The organism is Martelella sp. FLE1502 (genome assembly GCF_053484255.1).
The window spans coordinates 16,264-31,346 of the sequence record NZ_JBAKFQ010000037.1 but is presented as its reverse complement, the minus strand read 5'-3'; the positions used below and the strand labels follow the sequence as shown (position 1 = coordinate 31,346).

Below are 15,083 nucleotides of genomic sequence, written 5' to 3'. Positions count from 1 at the left end.
GCGCCTTGTCTACAAATTTAAACCGGACAGCAGTGGGTCAAGCCCGAGGATGACGTCCGTAAAAAGGATAGTCCCTTCAAAAACTTGGGCGCAGTCTACTTGCCCGCCTTCTCGTCAAGCTTCGCTTCGAGCGCATCGATGCGGGCGCGCAGCGCGTCGTTTTCGTCGCGGGCCTTGATCGCCATGTCGCGCACGGCGTCGAACTCCTCGCGCTTGACCACGTCCATGCTGTTCAGCCAGCGCTCGACCTGGGCTTTGACCCCGGTTTCCAGGTCCTTGCCGGCGCTCTGCACCGAGCCTGCCGCATCGGTCATCAGCTTTGCCAGATCGTCGAGAATGCGGGTAGTGCCGGAACTCATGTCGCTGTCTCCTTGGTCGGGCCGGGCGCTTTGCCGGCTGCTCTTTGCCCTGAAGTAATGCCGGTTCGCCAAGGCCGCAAGGCCGCAGCCCGATTATCTCCGGCGATCCGCGCTTCATGCCGCAATTCAGCCGGCTTGACCGCGCCGCATTATGCCGCCATCTTCCCGCCCGATCATAAAGGAAACCGCGCCTTGCTGCCAGACAACATCAGGCTTGCCGCCATCCCCTTCCCCGCCATAGACCCGGTCGCGCTCAAGCTCGGCCCGCTGCAGATCCACTGGTACGGGCTTGCCTATGTGGCCGGCATATTGCTCGGCTGGCTCTATGCCCGCTGGCTGTTGAAGAAGGACCGGCTGTGGCCGGCGAACCAGCCGCCGATGGCGGTTGCGCGGCTCGACGATTTCATCACCTGGTCGGTGATCGGCATCGTTGTCGGCGGGCGGCTCGGCTATATGCTGTTCTACGCGCCTGGCGCTTTCCTCTCCAATCCGCTCACCGTCCTCAAGATCTGGGACGGCGGGATGTCGTTTCACGGCGGGCTGCTCGGCATGATCGTGGTGATGGTCATCTTTTCACGGCGGCACGGCATTCGCGTCTGGTCGCTGCTGGACCTGATTGCGACGGTTGCGCCGATCGGGCTGTTTTTCGGCCGGATCGCCAATTTCATCAATGCCGAACTGTGGGGCCGGCCCTCCGACGTGCCGTGGGCGATGGTGTTTCCGGGCGCGGGCGACATGCCGCGCCATCCGAGCCAGCTGTACGAGGCGGGACTTGAAGGGCTCGTTACCCTCGTCGTGCTGTTCGTTATCACCCGGTTCTTAGGTTCGCTGAAGCGGCCGGGGCTGACCGGCAGCGTCTTCATCTGCCTTTATGCGCTGTCGCGCATCTTCGTGGAGTTCTTCCGCGAGCCCGACCCGCAATTGGGCTATCTCTTTGGCGGCTTCGTGACCATGGGCATGGTGCTTTCGCTGCCGATGCTGGCGGTCGGGCTTTGGGGCATCTGGTATTCCGGCCGCATGGCGAAACGGAATGCGGCCCCGTGACGACGCCGCTGCTGCCGAAAATCCGGGCGATGATCGAAGCCGATGGGCCGATGCCGGTTTCGACCTATTTCTCCCTCTGCCTCGCCGATCCCGAGCACGGCTATTACCGCACCCGCGATCCGCTGGGCGCCAAGGGCGATTTCACCACCGCGCCGGAAATCTCCCAGCTCTTCGGCGAACTGGTCGGCATTTTCCTGATTTCCGCATGGCAGGCCCATGATTGCCCTGACAGCACAAGGCTGATCGAGGGCGGCCCCGGACGCGGCACGATGATGGCTGATATCCTGAAGACTATCGCCGCTCTTGCGCCTGCAATGTACAGCGGCCTTTCGGTGACGCTGCTGGAAACCAGCCCGGCGCTGCGCGCCCGTCAGAAGGAAACGCTGGCAATCCATGCAAGCCGACTTTCCTGGGTGGACCGGTTGGCCGATGCGCCCGAAGGCTTCACCCTGTTCGTCGCCAACGAACTGTTCGACGCACTGCCGACCCGGCAATTCGTCAAATCCGGCACGCATTTCTTCGAACGGGTCGTGACGCTGGACGAGGATGGCGCGCTGGCCTTCTCCCTGTCGCCGACCCGGCTTGAACCGGCAAGTCTTCCAGAGGGTTGGAAAGGAGCGAAGGAAGGCGCGATCTTCGAATATGCGCCCGCCCGCGAAGCGTTGATGGCGGAGATCGCGGCGCGGCTGATCCTTCATGGCGGCAGCGCGCTGGTCATTGATTACGGCCACCTCGAATGCGGCTTCGGCGACACGCTTCAGGCGTTGCGCGATCATCGCTTCGATCCGCCGCTTGCCCATCCCGGCGAGGCGGATCTGACCAGCCATGTGGATTTCGCGGCCCTTGCCGCAGCCGCACGCGCCGAAGGCGCGCATCTCCATCCGCCAATGACGCAGGGGGATTTTCTGGCAGCCCTTGGGCTCGGGCCCCGCGCCTCAGTGCTTGGCCGCGGCAAGGACGCGAAAACCCAAGGCGATATCGTCGCCGCCGCCCGCAGACTTGCCGGCGATGGCCCAGAGGAGATGGGCGATCTGTTCAAGGCGCTGGCGATCTCGTCCGGACCGGTCAAACTCGTCCCCTTCGATGGCGCGGCCGCCGACCGAAAACATTGACAAACCGGCTTCGACCGCCTCAACATTTAACAACGAAACACCGGAAACGCTTCATGCTGGACACCGCCATTCGCGATGCGCTCTCGCCGCTGCAAAGCCCGCTCTTCGAGGAGCGGCTCGCCGGCACGGATATCCGCCACGGCTTTTTCACCCGCCGGGGCGGCGTCTCCACGGGGCTCTACGGCGGCCTCAATTGCGGCATCGGTTCTGATGACCGCCCGGAGGATGTCGCCGAAAACCGCGCCCGCGTCGCCGGATGGTTCGATGCGGATGCCGACCGGCTGACGACGCTTTATCAGTGCCACTCCGCCGATGCGGTTGGCCTGAACGAACCGCTCCAAGGCGAGCGTCCGCATGCCGACGGGATGGCAAGCAGCACCCCTGGCCTCGTGCTCGGCGTGCTGACGGCCGATTGCGGGCCGCTGCTTTTCGCCGATCCCGAAAACGAGATCATCGCCGCCGCCCATGCCGGCTGGCGCGGGGCGTTCGGCGGCATCATCGAGGCGACGATTGAAAAGATGGTTTCGCTCGGGGCGCGCCGGCGCTCGATCATCGCGGCGCTCGGGCCGACGATCGGACCTGAAAATTATGAGGTTGGGCCGGAATTCGTCGAGCGTTTCGCGAGCGCCGACCCGGGCCACCGCGCCCTGTTCCGACCGTCGCCGAAGGATGGCCATGCCTTTTTCGACCTGCCCTCCTTTATCGGCCTCAGGCTTGACCAGGCGGGTATCGAGCACGACATCATCAGGCATTGCACCTATCAGGACGAGGAAGGTTTTTATTCCTATCGTCGCGGCACCCATCGGGGTGAAAAGGATTATGGCCGCCAGATCTCGGCCATTTCCATCATTTGAGCATTTTACATATCAAAGCGTGTGCGTACGCTTGGGGAGACTGACATGGCGCTTGCTTTTGAACCTGAAGAATATGCCGAGCGATTGTCGCGGCTGAAAGCCGCGATGGCCGAGAAGAAACTCGACGCCGTGCTGCTGTTCGCGCAGGAAAGCATGTACTGGCTGACCGGCTACGACACGTTCGGCTTCGTGTTTTTCCAGTGCCTCGTGGTGACCGCCGACGGACGCACGGCGCTTCTGACGCGCTCGGCCGATGTGCGCCAGGCCCGCCAGACCTCCAATATTTCCGAGATCCGCATCTGGGTCGATCGCGGCCAAACCGACCCGAGCCGCGACCTGAAGGAGATGCTCTCCGACATGGACCTGCTCGGCTGCCGGATCGGCGTCGAATACGACACCCATGGCATGACCGGCCGTTCGGCCCATTTCCTTGATGGCCAGCTCAGTTCCTTCGGCCAATTGCAGGACGCCTCCTACCTCGTCAGCAATCTGCGGCTTATCAAGTCGCCGGCGGAGATCGCCTGCATCGAAAAGGCAGCGACGCTGTGCGACGACGCCTTCGACGCCGCCCTGCCGCTGATCAGGCCGGGCGCCGACGAGGCCGAAATTCTCGCCGCCATGCAGGGCGCGGTGCTGTCCGGCGGCGGCGATTATCCCGCCAACAACTTCATCATCGGTTCCGGCGAAAGCGCGCTTCTGTGCCGCTCCAAATCCGGCCGCCGCAAGCTGGATACGAACGACCAGCTGACGCTCGAATGGGCGGGCGTCTGGTCGCATTACCACGTCGCCGCCATGCGCACCGTGGTGATCGGCGAACCGACCGAGCGCCACCAGTCGCTGTTTCGCGCGGCGACGGCAACCCTTTCGGCCATCGAGGAAATCCTCAGGCCCGGCCACACCTTCGGCGATATCTTCGACAAGCATGCCGAGATCATGGATGCGCGCGGCCTATCGCGTCACCGGCTCAACGCCTGCGGCTATTCGCTCGGCGCGCGGTTCGCGCCGTCCTGGATGGAGCACCAGATGTTCCACACCGGCAACCCGCACCCGATCCTGCCGTCGATGTCGCTGTTCGTGCACATTATCATCATGGATTCCGACAGCGGCACGGCGATGACGCTGGGGCGCACCTATCTGACCGGCGAGGAGTATCCCCGGCCGCTGTCGCGCCTCGGCCTCGACCTTTACACAAAATAAAGGATGATCGCCGCCCGCGTTTGACATTACCCCCTTCGCTCCGGAAAATTGCGGCCGTATTTCCGCTTCCTCCACGACCCGGAAATGCGCAATCTTCTGATTTATCTGGCGTCCGCACCGGTTTTCCGGACGCCTCCGGCGTTTTCCGGGAAGGGCAAGGCATATGGCGCGTGCGGCGAGCCTTCTACTCATCACCGGCCTGCTTGCGGCCTGCTCGACGGCCGACGTGCTGACAGTGGACGCGACACCGCCCGAGACCGTCGGCAACGCCCCCGCCGCCCAGTATAATGCGCCCCCCGTGGCCGCCGCGCCGGCGGAAAACGTTGCCCGCCAGAGCCTTGCGCCGCCATCGGGCGCGCCCCAGCAGACCTATAGCGCCCCGCCGCAACCGAGCTATCCGGCCACCGCTTCCAGCGCGCCGCGTTATGACGCAACGCCAGGCGTGGGGCGCCCGCCCAGCACATTCGGCGCGCAGGCGGCAAACCTCGCCCCGGCCCAGCCCGCCTATTCCCCGCCGCCGCAACAGGTTGCGGCGGCCCCCGCGCCGCAGACGACCGCCGTCGCGCAGGCCCAGCCCGCGCCGGCCGCCCAGCCTTCGGCGGCAAGCGCACCCGCGCAGACGGCAGCCGCGCCGCGCGCTTCGATCGCCGCAGCCGAAACGCTCCGTTTCCTGCCGATCATCGGCGCGCCGTCCGACAAGCTGCAGCCGCTTTCCGCCCGGCTCGGCGAAAGCGCGCGGGCGGCCGGCCTTTCGATCGTCGCTATGGATGACGACAAGGCCGATCTCAGCCTCAAGGGCTATTTCTCCGCCGTCGACCAGGAGGGCGTGGTCTCGGTGATCTATGTCTGGGACGTGATCGGCGAGAATGGCGTGCGCCTGCACCGCATCCAGGACCGGCAGGCGGCCGAGACCGGCGGTTTTTCCGGCTCCGATCCCTGGGCCGGCGTCAGCGCCGACATGATGGCGGCGATCGGCCAGAAGTCGATCGGCTCGCTTCTGGCATGGCTCGACACGCAGGGTTGAGCCACCGCCCGGCGCGCGGCGTGTCATAAAAAATCCGGAAAAGCCCAGAGACAGGTTGACTGCGGACTTGCTTTCGCGTTGATCCGCGTTAAAAAGCGACAGTCAGACTGAACGGGCGAGATGATATGAAAGTTTTCGCGGGCAATTCCAACCGACAACTTGCCGAAGCGATTTGCAATTATCTCAATGTGCCCCTGGGCAAGGCCAGCGTCAGACGCTTCGCCGATCAGGAAATCTTCGTAGAAATTCAGGAAAATGTGCGCGGCGAGGACGTTTTCGTCGTCCAGTCGACCTCGTTTCCGACCAATGACCACCTGATGGAACTGCTGATCATGATTGATGCGTTCCGCCGGTCGTCGGCGCGCCGGATCACCGCGGTTCTTCCCTATTTCGGCTATGCCCGCCAGGACCGCAAACCCGGCCCGCGCACTCCGATCTCGGCCAAGCTGGTTGCCAATCTGATCACCCAGGCCGGCGCCAACAGGGTGCTGACGCTCGATCTCCATGCCGGCCAGATCCAGGGCTTTTTCGACATTCCGACCGACAATCTCTATGCGCTGCCCATCCTTGCGCGCGATATCAAGGCGCGGCGCAACCTCGACAATGTCATGGTGGTATCGCCCGATGTCGGCGGCGTGGTGCGCGCCCGCGCGCTCGCTAAGCGGCTCGACTGTCTGCTCGCCATCGTCGACAAGCGGCGCGAACGCCCCGGAGAGTCGGAGGTGATGAACATCATCGGCGATGTCGAGGGCAAGGAGTGCATCCTGATCGACGACATCATCGATTCGGGCGGCACGCTGGTCAATGCGGCAAGCGCGCTCCTTGCCAATGGCGCCCTGTCGGTCACAGCCTATATCACCCACGGCGTGCTGTCCGGCACCGCCGTCGACCGGATCACCGCCTCGAGCCTCGAGGAACTGGTGATCACCGATTCGATCCAGCCGCGCGGCGACATGGTGGCGTCTTCCAAGGTCCGCGTGATTTCGACGGCCGCCCTCATCGGCGAGGCGATCAACCGTACCAGCCACGAATCATCGGTCTCGAGCCTGTTCGACTAGAGCGGGCCGTTTTCACGGCGGCGCATACCTATCACAAGAAGACATTCCACCGTCTTTCTCGGGGTTCCGGCACCAGTTTCGTGTCCTGAGCCAGCCTGCGCGTGTGCGTTGAATCGTATTCAAACGCATATTCCGCGACCGCGCCATTTATCAATTTTAAATTAGTTTCGCCTCATAGTGCCGTTCCGTTCAGGTTGTTCTCACCAAAGCAATTTCAATAAATCGGTTCGTTGCGAAGGAGGCTGTCATATATTCCGCATGCAGACAACGGACGTGCGTTCGCGGCCTGGTTTACCTGGCATTGCTCGCTGTTGTGTTATTCGCCTCCCCTCTCCATGCCAGACCCCACCCTTTCGCGTTCCCGCCCGCCATCGATGAGAGCCCGATGGCAATGTTCGTGGTCGACCCTGCCACCGGCGCGTTTCTCGCCTCCAACCGGGCCGCCCAGGCGCTTTACGGCTGGTCGCGCGAAGAGTTCCAGACGCTTTCCGTTTCCGACCTGAACCAGATGCAGCAGTCGAAGGTTTCCGACGACCTCGACCAGGCCGTGCAGTTGCAGAAAAACTTTTTCGAGTTCAGCCAACGCCTGAAGGATGGCGAACTGCGCGAAATCAGCATGTTCAGCTGGCCGATTACCGAACAAGGCGAAACGCTGCTGATGTCGGTGGTGCTTGAAAGCCGGGACGCCGGCCGGACCTACGCCGTCATCGACTTCAACCGGCTGAACCTCGCCTTCATCGCCGTGCTGTGCATTCTCGGGGCGACGGTTCTGCTGCTGGTGTTCATCATATTCCGGCGTCGCAGGCTGGTGCGGGAGCTCGGCCGACAGCACCTGCTTTTGCGCGTGATGATGGATGCGATACCGGATCAGATCTATTTCAGGCGTCCCGACCGCCAGATCGTGGCCTGCAACCAGGCGGCCGCCGAATTCCTCGGCATGCCGGTGGAAATGATCGTCGGCAAGAGCGACCGGGAATTGTTCGGCGAGAGCGAGGACAGCCTGTTGCGGCAGCAGGTCTTCGGCGCGATCGATGAGCGCGACAATCACGTCGTCCAGGGCGAGGTCACAAGCCCGACGGGCAAGAAACACACGCTGGAAATGTTCCGCGCGCCCGTGATCGATCCCAGCGGCAAGCCCTTCGGCACCGTCAGCATCTGGCGCGACATCACGGACCGGCGGCGCAACGAGGAGCGGATCGAGGCGCTCGCCTTTTATGACCCGCTGACCAAGCTTGCCAATCGCGCCAGGGCGCAGGAGGTCTTGCTGGATCTTCTCGCAACCCACAGACAGTCCAAGCAGCATATGGCGCTTGCGATCTTCGACCTCGACAATTTCGCCGCAGTCAACTCGATCTTCGGACACAATATCGGCGATGCGCTGCTCAGGGCGACCGGGCGGCGGCTGAGCAACACGATCGAGGCCGGCAGCTTTGCCGCGCGGCTTTCGAGCGACGAATTTCTGGTGCTGCTGACCGAACTGGGTGATGACCGGACAACGGCGCTGCAGACCGCGCAGGAACGGATCGACAGGCTGCACGAGAAGCTCTCCCAGAAAGCCTTCGTCAACAGCCACCACATTACGCCCAGCACCTGCGTCGGCGCCGTGCTTGTGGGGCCGGACGCCGAAAGCGCCAATGACGAGTTGCGCCGCGCCGACCTTGCCATGCACAACGCCAAGGCGAAGGGACGCGGCAGCATAAGCTGGTTCCATGACGACATGGTCGACCAGCTGGTATCGCGTTTCGACCTGGAAACCGCGCTGGAACGGGCGCTGCAGACCAACGGTTTCAGCATCTACCTGCAGCCGATCATCAACCGCAAGGCCTCGGGCCGTCACTTCGAGGCGCTGTTGCGGCTCGACCATCCCGAGCGCGGCGTCATCAGCCCGGGCGATTTCATCGATGTGGCAGAGAGCACCGGCCTTATCGTGCCCATTGGCGCCTGGGTTCTGGAGGAAGCCTGCAAGCTGCTCAGCGAATATCCAGACCTGCATCTGTCGGTCAACGTCTCTGTGCAGCAGTTCCTCCAGGAGGATTTCGTCGAACAATTGCACGCGCTGCTGGAGCGCTATGATTTCGCGCCGAACCATCTCACGCTGGAGATGACCGAAAGCCTGATGATCGCCAATTTCGAGCTCACCCTGTCTCAGTTGATGGCGATTCGCGATCTGAATATCCGCCTGTCGATCGACGATTTCGGGACCGGCTACTCCGCCCTGCTCTACCTCAAGCAACTGCCGCTCGACGAGCTGAAGATCGACCAGTCCTTCATCTCCGGCGTACCGCATGACAGCAACGACACATCGCTGGTCGAACTGATCATCACCACGGCGCACCACCTCGGCCTCGTGATCGTGGCGGAAGGCGTGGAAACGCCCGAACAGGAGGAATGGCTGCGCAGACATGGTTGCGAGAGCCTGCAGGGCTTTCTGTTCAGCCGGCCGCAGCCGATCAAGCACTATCTGCCATCTTTCCATTGACCGCCATTCCGTGGCAGGCTGCTGTAAGAGTTCTTTTGGTCCGCGCGCCCGGACGGAAAACCGGCGTCCACTGGACGCGCTAGGGATGAGGTGAGTGATGAAAGCGCTGCTGCTGGTCGATATTCAGAACGGCTTCTGCCCGGGCGGCAATCTTGCCGTCGCCGATGGCGATGCCGTGGTGCCGGTCGCCAACCGGCTGATCGAAAATGGCGGCTACGGCCTTATCGTCGCCTCGCAGGACTGGCATCCGCCCGGCCACGGATCGTTCGCCTCCTCCCACCCCGGCAAGCAGCCCTTCGAGATGGGCGAGCTTTCCGGCAAGCCGCAGGTGATGTGGCCCGATCACTGCGTCCAGAATACGCCCGACGCCGACTTCCACCCCGACCTGAACGTTGCCGCGATCGACCATGTCCAGCGCAAGGGCGAAAATCCCGACGTCGATTCCTATTCCGCCTTCCGCGACAATGATCGCAACGCCGTGACCGGGCTCGATGCCTATCTGCGGCACAAATCGGTCGGAACGCTCGATATTCTGGGCCTGGCGACGGATTACTGCGTCCGGTTCTCGGCGCTCGATGCCGTTGCCATGCTGCCGGGCGTCAGGGTTCGCCTGATCGAGGACGGGTGCCGCGGGATCGATGCCGAGGGCGTCAGCGACGCGATCCGCGAGATGCGCGAGGCGGGCGTCGAGATCATCGACAGCGATGCCGCCATCGCCGGCTGAGAATTCCTTAATCCACCCATCAACCGAACTGATTTGTGTTGCCGGCCTCAACCGGCTAAGCGGTGAGAATGTCCCTCAATGCCTTGATCCCAGCTTACCGCCAGATGCCTGCTTCTTGTTTGCCGCTCCCGCCGACCGAAGGTTCCCGTCATGTCTGACACCTCCGAATTCCTGACCGGCATTCGCGCCGGGCTGGTGCCGACACTTTCGGCAGCACCCTTCGGCGTGCTGTTCGGCGCTGTCGCCGTGGCTCAGGGGCAAAGCGTGGCCGAGGCCGCGCTGATGAGCCTGACGCTGTTTGCCGGCGCGAGCCAGCTGGTGGGCGTCGAACTCTTCGGCCAGCGCGCCGCGGCCTGGATCATCGTGGCCTCGATCCTGGCCGTCAATTTCCGTCACGTGCTCTATTCGGCGGCGATAACGCCGATCATGTCGCGGTTTTCGCGGATCGAGCGGGTTTTCGCCTTCTTCTTCCTGACCGACCCGCAATTCGCCGAAACGCTGAAGCGGGAAGATGCGGGCACGCCGGCGACCTTCGCCTGGTATATCGGCGTCGCCACATGCTTCTATACCTCCTGGAACGTCATGACGCTGATCGGCGCCACGCTTGGCGGTTTCATCGACAACCCGGAAGCGCTCGGGCTCGACGTTCTGCTGCCGATCTATTTCCTGAGCCTCGTGATCGGGTTCAGGCGCAGGGCCAATTATCTGCCTGTGGTGGCGGTCAGCGCCGTCTGCTCCGTGGTCGCCTTCCTGACCATTGGCTCGCCCTGGCATGTCAGCGTCGGGGCCATTGCGGGCATTCTGCTGGCCGCGGCGCTCCCGCCGCAGCCTGCCGGCGAGGCGGAAAAGCCGTGAGCAATTTTACCGAAGAGCATATCATTCTGATCATTCTGGCCGCCGCCGTCGTCACCTACCTGACGCGGATTGGAGGCTATCTTCTGCTGTCGGTGGTCTCGCGCATCCCGCCGCGGGTCGAAGCGGCGCTCAACGCGATCCCCGCCGCGGTGCTGACGACGCTGGTGGCGCCCGCCTTCTATGCCGGCGGATGGGAGACGAAACTCGCCATGGCCGCCGCGCTGCTGGTCGGGTTACGCTACACCTCGCCGCTGCCGATGATCGTCGTCGGCTGGGCGGTGGTGATGATCGCGCGCTATTTCGTCATCGCCTGAGCGGCCTTGTGGCCGCCTCCAGCCAGCGCCGCTCGGCCTCGCTTGCCGCAAGCGGCGCAAGTTTTTCGCGCACCTCGCCGTGATAGGCGTCGAGCCATCCGATCTCTTCGGCATTCAGAAGCGCCGGCAGGATCAGCCTCAGGTCTATCGGGCACCATGTCAGCGTCTCGAAGCCGAGCATCGGGATTTCGCCGCCCTCGATCGGTTCGGCCTCTTTCACCAGAACCAGGTTTTCGATCCGTATGCCAAATGCGCCGGGACGATAATAGCCGGGCTCGTTGGACAAGATCATGCCGGGCTTGAGTTCGGCTGAACCCAACCGCGATATCCGTTGCGGCCCTTCATGCACCGAGAGATAGGAGCCGACGCCATGGCCGGTTCCGTGGGCGTAGTCGACGCCGGCCTGCCAGAGTGCGGCGCGGGCCAGCGGATCGAGATCCATGCCGCGCGTGCCCGCCGGAAAGCGCGCCCGCGAAATCGCGATCATGCCTTTCAGCACCAGCGTGAAAAATTTCTTCTGCGCTTCATCCACTTCGCCGACCGCAATCGTGCGGGTGATGTCGGTCGTGCCGTTCTGGTATTGCGCCCCGGAATCGACGAGATACATCTCGCCGGGCTGGAGCATGCGGCTGGTCTCGCTGGTGACGCGGTAATGGATGATCGCGGCGTTCGGGCCCGCGCCCGAGATCGTATCGAATGATATGTCGCGCAGCGGGTTCTGCATCCGCATCCCGGTCTCGGCGCGCGCTGCCTCCAGCGCGCTTGCCGCATCGATCTCGCTGACCGTGCCGGGCGTCTGGCCGTCGAGCCATGAGAGAAACGACACCATGGCCGCGCCGTCCTGCAGATGGGCGGCGCGGGTGCCAGCCTGTTCCGCCGGGTTCTTGACCGCGCGGACTGGCGCAACCGGATCGGGCGCGTTCTGCCATTTGCCGCCGGCCGCTTCCACGATCTGCACCACGGCGTAGGGCACCGCCGCGCGATCGATCAGCAGCGTTTCCCCCGCCGCCGCGATCGCGGCAAGCGCGTCGGACACGGCTTCGGGCGGCAGCAGGGCGGCGAGCGGCTGAAGGTGGGCGGCGGCCTCGCCAGCCATCTTTTTCGGCATCACGAACAGCATCGCCGAACCGTCCGCCTTCACGATCGCGCGCGACAAGGGGGCCGGCGTATGGGCCACGTCATTGCCGCGGATGTTGAAGAGCCAGGCAACCGAGGTCGAATCGGCGATCAGCACCGCCTCGGCTTTCTTCTCCCGCAGCATTGCGGCAATGGCGGCCATCTTGTCTTCGGCCGGTTGTCCGGCCAGATCTCCGCTCTGGACCGTGACGGAGGCTGAGGGCGCGGCCGGACGATCGGTCCAGATGCCGTCGATCGGATTTTCGGAGAGCAGCGCCAGTTCGCCTCCGATATCGGCCAGTGCCGACTGCAGCTTCTCCACTTCCGCCGGCGTATGCAGCCAGGGATCGATGCCGAGCCTCAGCCCCTTCGGCTTGTGTGCGCCGAGCCAAGCGGGCGGCGGGCAGCCGACAAGGTCGCCGGCGGTGATAAGAGCGGGATCGGTCTGGGCCGCCAGTTGGGTCGTGTAGCGGCCATCGACGAACACCACGGCCTGTTCCTCCATCACCAGCGCGGTGCCCGCAGAACCGGTAAAGCCGGTCAGCCAGGCCAGCCGTTCGGCCGATGGCGGCACATATTCGCCCTGATACTCGTCGGTGCGCGGCACCAGAAAGGCGTTGATGCCAAGGGCTGGAAACAGCGCGCGCAGGGCGGCGATGCGGGGTGCGGCCTGTTCGGGGCGGGAGGATACGTCGAAGGACTGAAACATGAATGGGTACCACCGGATAATTGTCGGCGCGACGATAGCCGATCGCGGACAGGATCGGAATCGCTTTCCGCCGTATTTTTCCGCGGATGCATCGCCGCGCCAAGCATGCAAGAGGCGCATGGCTCCCATGACCCAGCCCACCTGCCTCAACGCCGGGCATGCATCTATATTGGGCACAGTTGATCGATGAAGGCCTCGCGCCGAACCGGAATTCCGGTTTGCAAGCGGCAGGGCCGAGTGGATCGGCGGCCGACACCGCATTCCGATCATCAAGACAGGGAGTTACCGAAATGGGCTTTTTCCGCACCGCCTACAAGAACCTTACCGAGGCCCGCCAGCGTCAGGCAGACCGTTTTGTCGCCGGCGCCCTGCTGCGCCTTGACGACGTGTCGCTCAATGAAATCGGCAAATCCCGCGCCGAACTGACCGACAAACGGCCTGGCCGCACGCGTCTCTGATCTGCCTTAGCGCTTAACCGTTGAATATTGCGCCTGCTTGAGCTTGCTCGCAGGCGCAATGTCGTTTTGAAAGGCCGCCCCTCGGGGGTGGCCTTTTCTGTTTGCAGTTTGCGTCCGAAGTCAGTCGACTTCGGGAAACAGCAATTCGACGATGTAGCTCGGGTCGAAACGGGTATCGAGCATGCCGTAGGTGGACCGCCAGCCGGCGGCGAGGCGGGTCTCAAGGAAGGCATCGGCAATCCGCCCAGCCCCAAGCCGGTAGAGCTCCGCGGCGCCCGCGGCGAGCGCCAGTTGTTCGATAAAGATGCGGGCAGCACTTTCATCGCTCTTGCAGAGCGCCATCGCCGCGCGCAGCAGTTCCACGATCTTGGGCCCCGAAGCGCCCAGATCGCGCGCGATGACCTGGAACACGGCCTCGAACAGCTCGCCGCCATGTTCCACGACCCTTCGCAGGTCGAGCGCCATCAGGTTGCCGCCGCCGTCATGCATCACAAGGCCCGGCGCATCGCGATAGTGGCGGGCAATCGGCCGGTCTTCGACAAAGCCGTTGCCGCCCATGGCCTCCATCGCCTCGGCCACCACGGCGGGCGCGATCTTCGTCGTCCAGTATTTTGTGACCGGTGTCATGACCCGGGCGTAGGCGGCCTCCTCGGCGCTGTCGCGGGCGCGGTCAAAGCTCTCGGCAAGCCGGAACGACAGCGCGCCGGCAGCGGCGACATCGAGCGCGAGATCGGCGAGCACCCGCATCATCAGCGGCTGGACCACCAGCGTGCGCCCGGCCACCTTGCGGCCCCGCGCGGCATGGGTCGCCTCGGCGACGGCCGCACGCATCATCCCCGAGGCAATCACGGCGCTGTCGAGCCGCATCAGCGTCAGCATGTCGAGGATTGTCCTGAGCCCGCCATCCGGCGCGCCGAGCAGGAAGCCGAAGGAATCGGAAAATTCCACCTCGGCGGCGGCATTGGATCTGAGCCCGAGCTTGTCCTTGAGGCGCTGATAGCGCAGCGCATTGCCCCTGCCCTCATCCAGAAGCCGCGGCACCAGGAAACATCCGGGCTTGCCGTCGACATCGGCGAGCATGATGAAGGCGTCGCTCATCGGCGCGGAGACGAACCATTTGTGGCCGGAAAGCCGGTAGACCCCTTCGCTGACCCGGTGCGCCTTGGTCGTAAGCGCGCGCATATCGCTGCCGGCCTGCTTTTCCGCGATGGCGAGCCCGATCGTGGCGGAGGCCTTCTGATTCTGGGCACGATTGGTCGAATCATATTTGCGCGACAGAATCTTGGGCGCCCATTCGTCGCGCAATTGCGGGGCTGCGGCGAGAACAGCAAGCGAGGCGGAGGTCGATGACATCGGCTCCAGATGGCCGCATTCGAGCTGGGCAGAAAGGAACAGCCGGACCGCCCGCAGCTTGTGCGCCTTGGACTTCGAATCCGCATCGCGCGGCGCTTCCCATAGCAGGGAATGCAGGCCGGACGCCATGGACCGGCGCATCAGCGCGTGCCAGGCCGGATGGAATGAGACAATATCGAGCCTCTCGCCCGCCGGCCCGTGAGTCTTGAGCTGCGGCAGGCTGGTATTGGCCATCTGCGCCAGCTCCTGCGCGTCGGGCGAGGTGACGTATCGCCCGATCGCATCGAACTCCTCGCGCAGCGGTCCGCCGAGCGAGCGCGTCAGATCGCCAAGCAGCGGGTCCGACTGGTAGGCGTTGAGGTTGCTCCACGGTCGCGGCTGGTTCAGGGTCTTGTAGATGTCGGTGTCGGCCATCGGCGCACACATG

At 63.9% G+C, this 15,083-nt stretch carries 14 protein-coding genes; 11 read left to right on the top strand and 3 right to left on the bottom strand.

Annotated elements, in window-relative coordinates:
• Positions 1 to 95: 95 nt before the first annotated feature.
• Positions 96 to 359, bottom strand: a complete 264-nt coding sequence (locus tag V6767_RS21485; protein ID WP_448475314.1) for an accessory factor UbiK family protein — start codon at positions 357 to 359, stop codon at positions 96 to 98.
• Between the two features lie 192 nt (positions 360 to 551).
• On the opposite strand from V6767_RS21485, the gene lgt reads away from it, so the two are divergent.
• The 10 genes from lgt (at position 552) to V6767_RS21435 (ending at position 11,020) form a co-directional block, all read left to right on the top strand.
• Positions 552 to 1,403, top strand: coding sequence for a prolipoprotein diacylglyceryl transferase (gene lgt / locus V6767_RS21480; RefSeq protein ID WP_448475313.1), 852 nt, complete (start codon positions 552 to 554; stop codon positions 1,401 to 1,403).
• Positions 1,400 to 2,515, top strand: a complete 1,116-nt coding sequence (locus tag V6767_RS21475) for a class I SAM-dependent methyltransferase (RefSeq protein WP_448475312.1) — start codon at positions 1,400 to 1,402, stop codon at positions 2,513 to 2,515. The genes lgt and V6767_RS21475 overlap by 4 nt, the downstream gene beginning before the upstream one ends.
• Before the next feature lie 53 nt (positions 2,516 to 2,568).
• Positions 2,569 to 3,369, top strand: coding sequence for a peptidoglycan editing factor PgeF (pgeF, locus tag V6767_RS21470; protein ID WP_448475311.1), 801 nt, complete (start codon positions 2,569 to 2,571; stop codon positions 3,367 to 3,369).
• A 45-nt stretch (positions 3,370 to 3,414) separates the two neighbouring features.
• Positions 3,415 to 4,566 carry a M24 family metallopeptidase gene (locus V6767_RS21465; RefSeq protein ID WP_448475310.1) on the top strand — a complete coding sequence of 384 codons (1,152 nt, stop codon included), beginning with the start codon at positions 3,415 to 3,417 and terminating at the stop codon, positions 4,564 to 4,566.
• 163 nt (positions 4,567 to 4,729) lie between these two features.
• Entirely contained in the window at positions 4,730 to 5,590 is an 861-nt protein-coding gene (locus tag V6767_RS21460; protein ID WP_448475309.1) for a hypothetical protein, read from the top strand.
• Positions 5,591 to 5,715: 125 nt separating this feature from the next.
• Positions 5,716 to 6,648, top strand: coding sequence for a ribose-phosphate pyrophosphokinase (locus V6767_RS21455; protein ID WP_230722653.1), 933 nt, complete (start codon positions 5,716 to 5,718; stop codon positions 6,646 to 6,648).
• A 313-nt stretch (positions 6,649 to 6,961) separates the two neighbouring features.
• A complete protein-coding gene (locus V6767_RS21450) occupies positions 6,962 to 9,127 on the top strand; it encodes a sensor domain-containing protein (RefSeq protein WP_448475308.1) in 2,166 nt (721 codons plus the stop codon).
• A 97-nt stretch (positions 9,128 to 9,224) separates the two neighbouring features.
• Positions 9,225 to 9,851, top strand: a complete 627-nt coding sequence (pncA, locus tag V6767_RS21445) for a bifunctional nicotinamidase/pyrazinamidase (RefSeq protein ID WP_448475307.1) — start codon at positions 9,225 to 9,227, stop codon at positions 9,849 to 9,851.
• Between the two features lie 150 nt (positions 9,852 to 10,001).
• Positions 10,002 to 10,706, top strand: coding sequence for an AzlC family ABC transporter permease (locus V6767_RS21440; RefSeq protein ID WP_448475306.1), 705 nt, complete (start codon positions 10,002 to 10,004; stop codon positions 10,704 to 10,706).
• The gene (locus tag V6767_RS21435) at positions 10,703 to 11,020 is read left to right on the top strand and encodes an AzlD family protein (protein ID WP_448475305.1); all 318 of its coding nucleotides are present in this window, start codon (positions 10,703 to 10,705) and stop codon (positions 11,018 to 11,020) included. The genes V6767_RS21440 and V6767_RS21435 overlap by 4 nt, the downstream gene beginning before the upstream one ends.
• Here V6767_RS21435 and V6767_RS21430 read toward each other — a convergent pair.
• On the bottom strand, positions 11,010 to 12,845 hold the full coding sequence (locus V6767_RS21430) for an aminopeptidase P family protein (protein ID WP_448475304.1): 1,836 nt from the start codon (positions 12,843 to 12,845) through the stop codon (positions 11,010 to 11,012). The two genes, V6767_RS21435 and V6767_RS21430, sit on opposite strands and share 11 nt — an antisense overlap.
• Before the next feature lie 290 nt (positions 12,846 to 13,135).
• Here V6767_RS21430 and V6767_RS21425 point away from each other — a divergent pair, with 290 nt between their 5' ends.
• Positions 13,136 to 13,303 (top strand): hypothetical protein, encoded by a 168-nt coding sequence (locus V6767_RS21425; RefSeq protein WP_347442671.1) that lies wholly within the window; start codon positions 13,136 to 13,138, stop codon positions 13,301 to 13,303.
• 120 nt (positions 13,304 to 13,423) lie between these two features.
• On the opposite strand, the gene V6767_RS21420 is transcribed toward V6767_RS21425, so the two are convergent.
• Positions 13,424 to 15,070, bottom strand: coding sequence for an acyl-CoA dehydrogenase family protein (locus V6767_RS21420; protein WP_448475303.1), 1,647 nt, complete (start codon positions 15,068 to 15,070; stop codon positions 13,424 to 13,426).
• Positions 15,071 to 15,083: the final 13 nt, after the last annotated feature.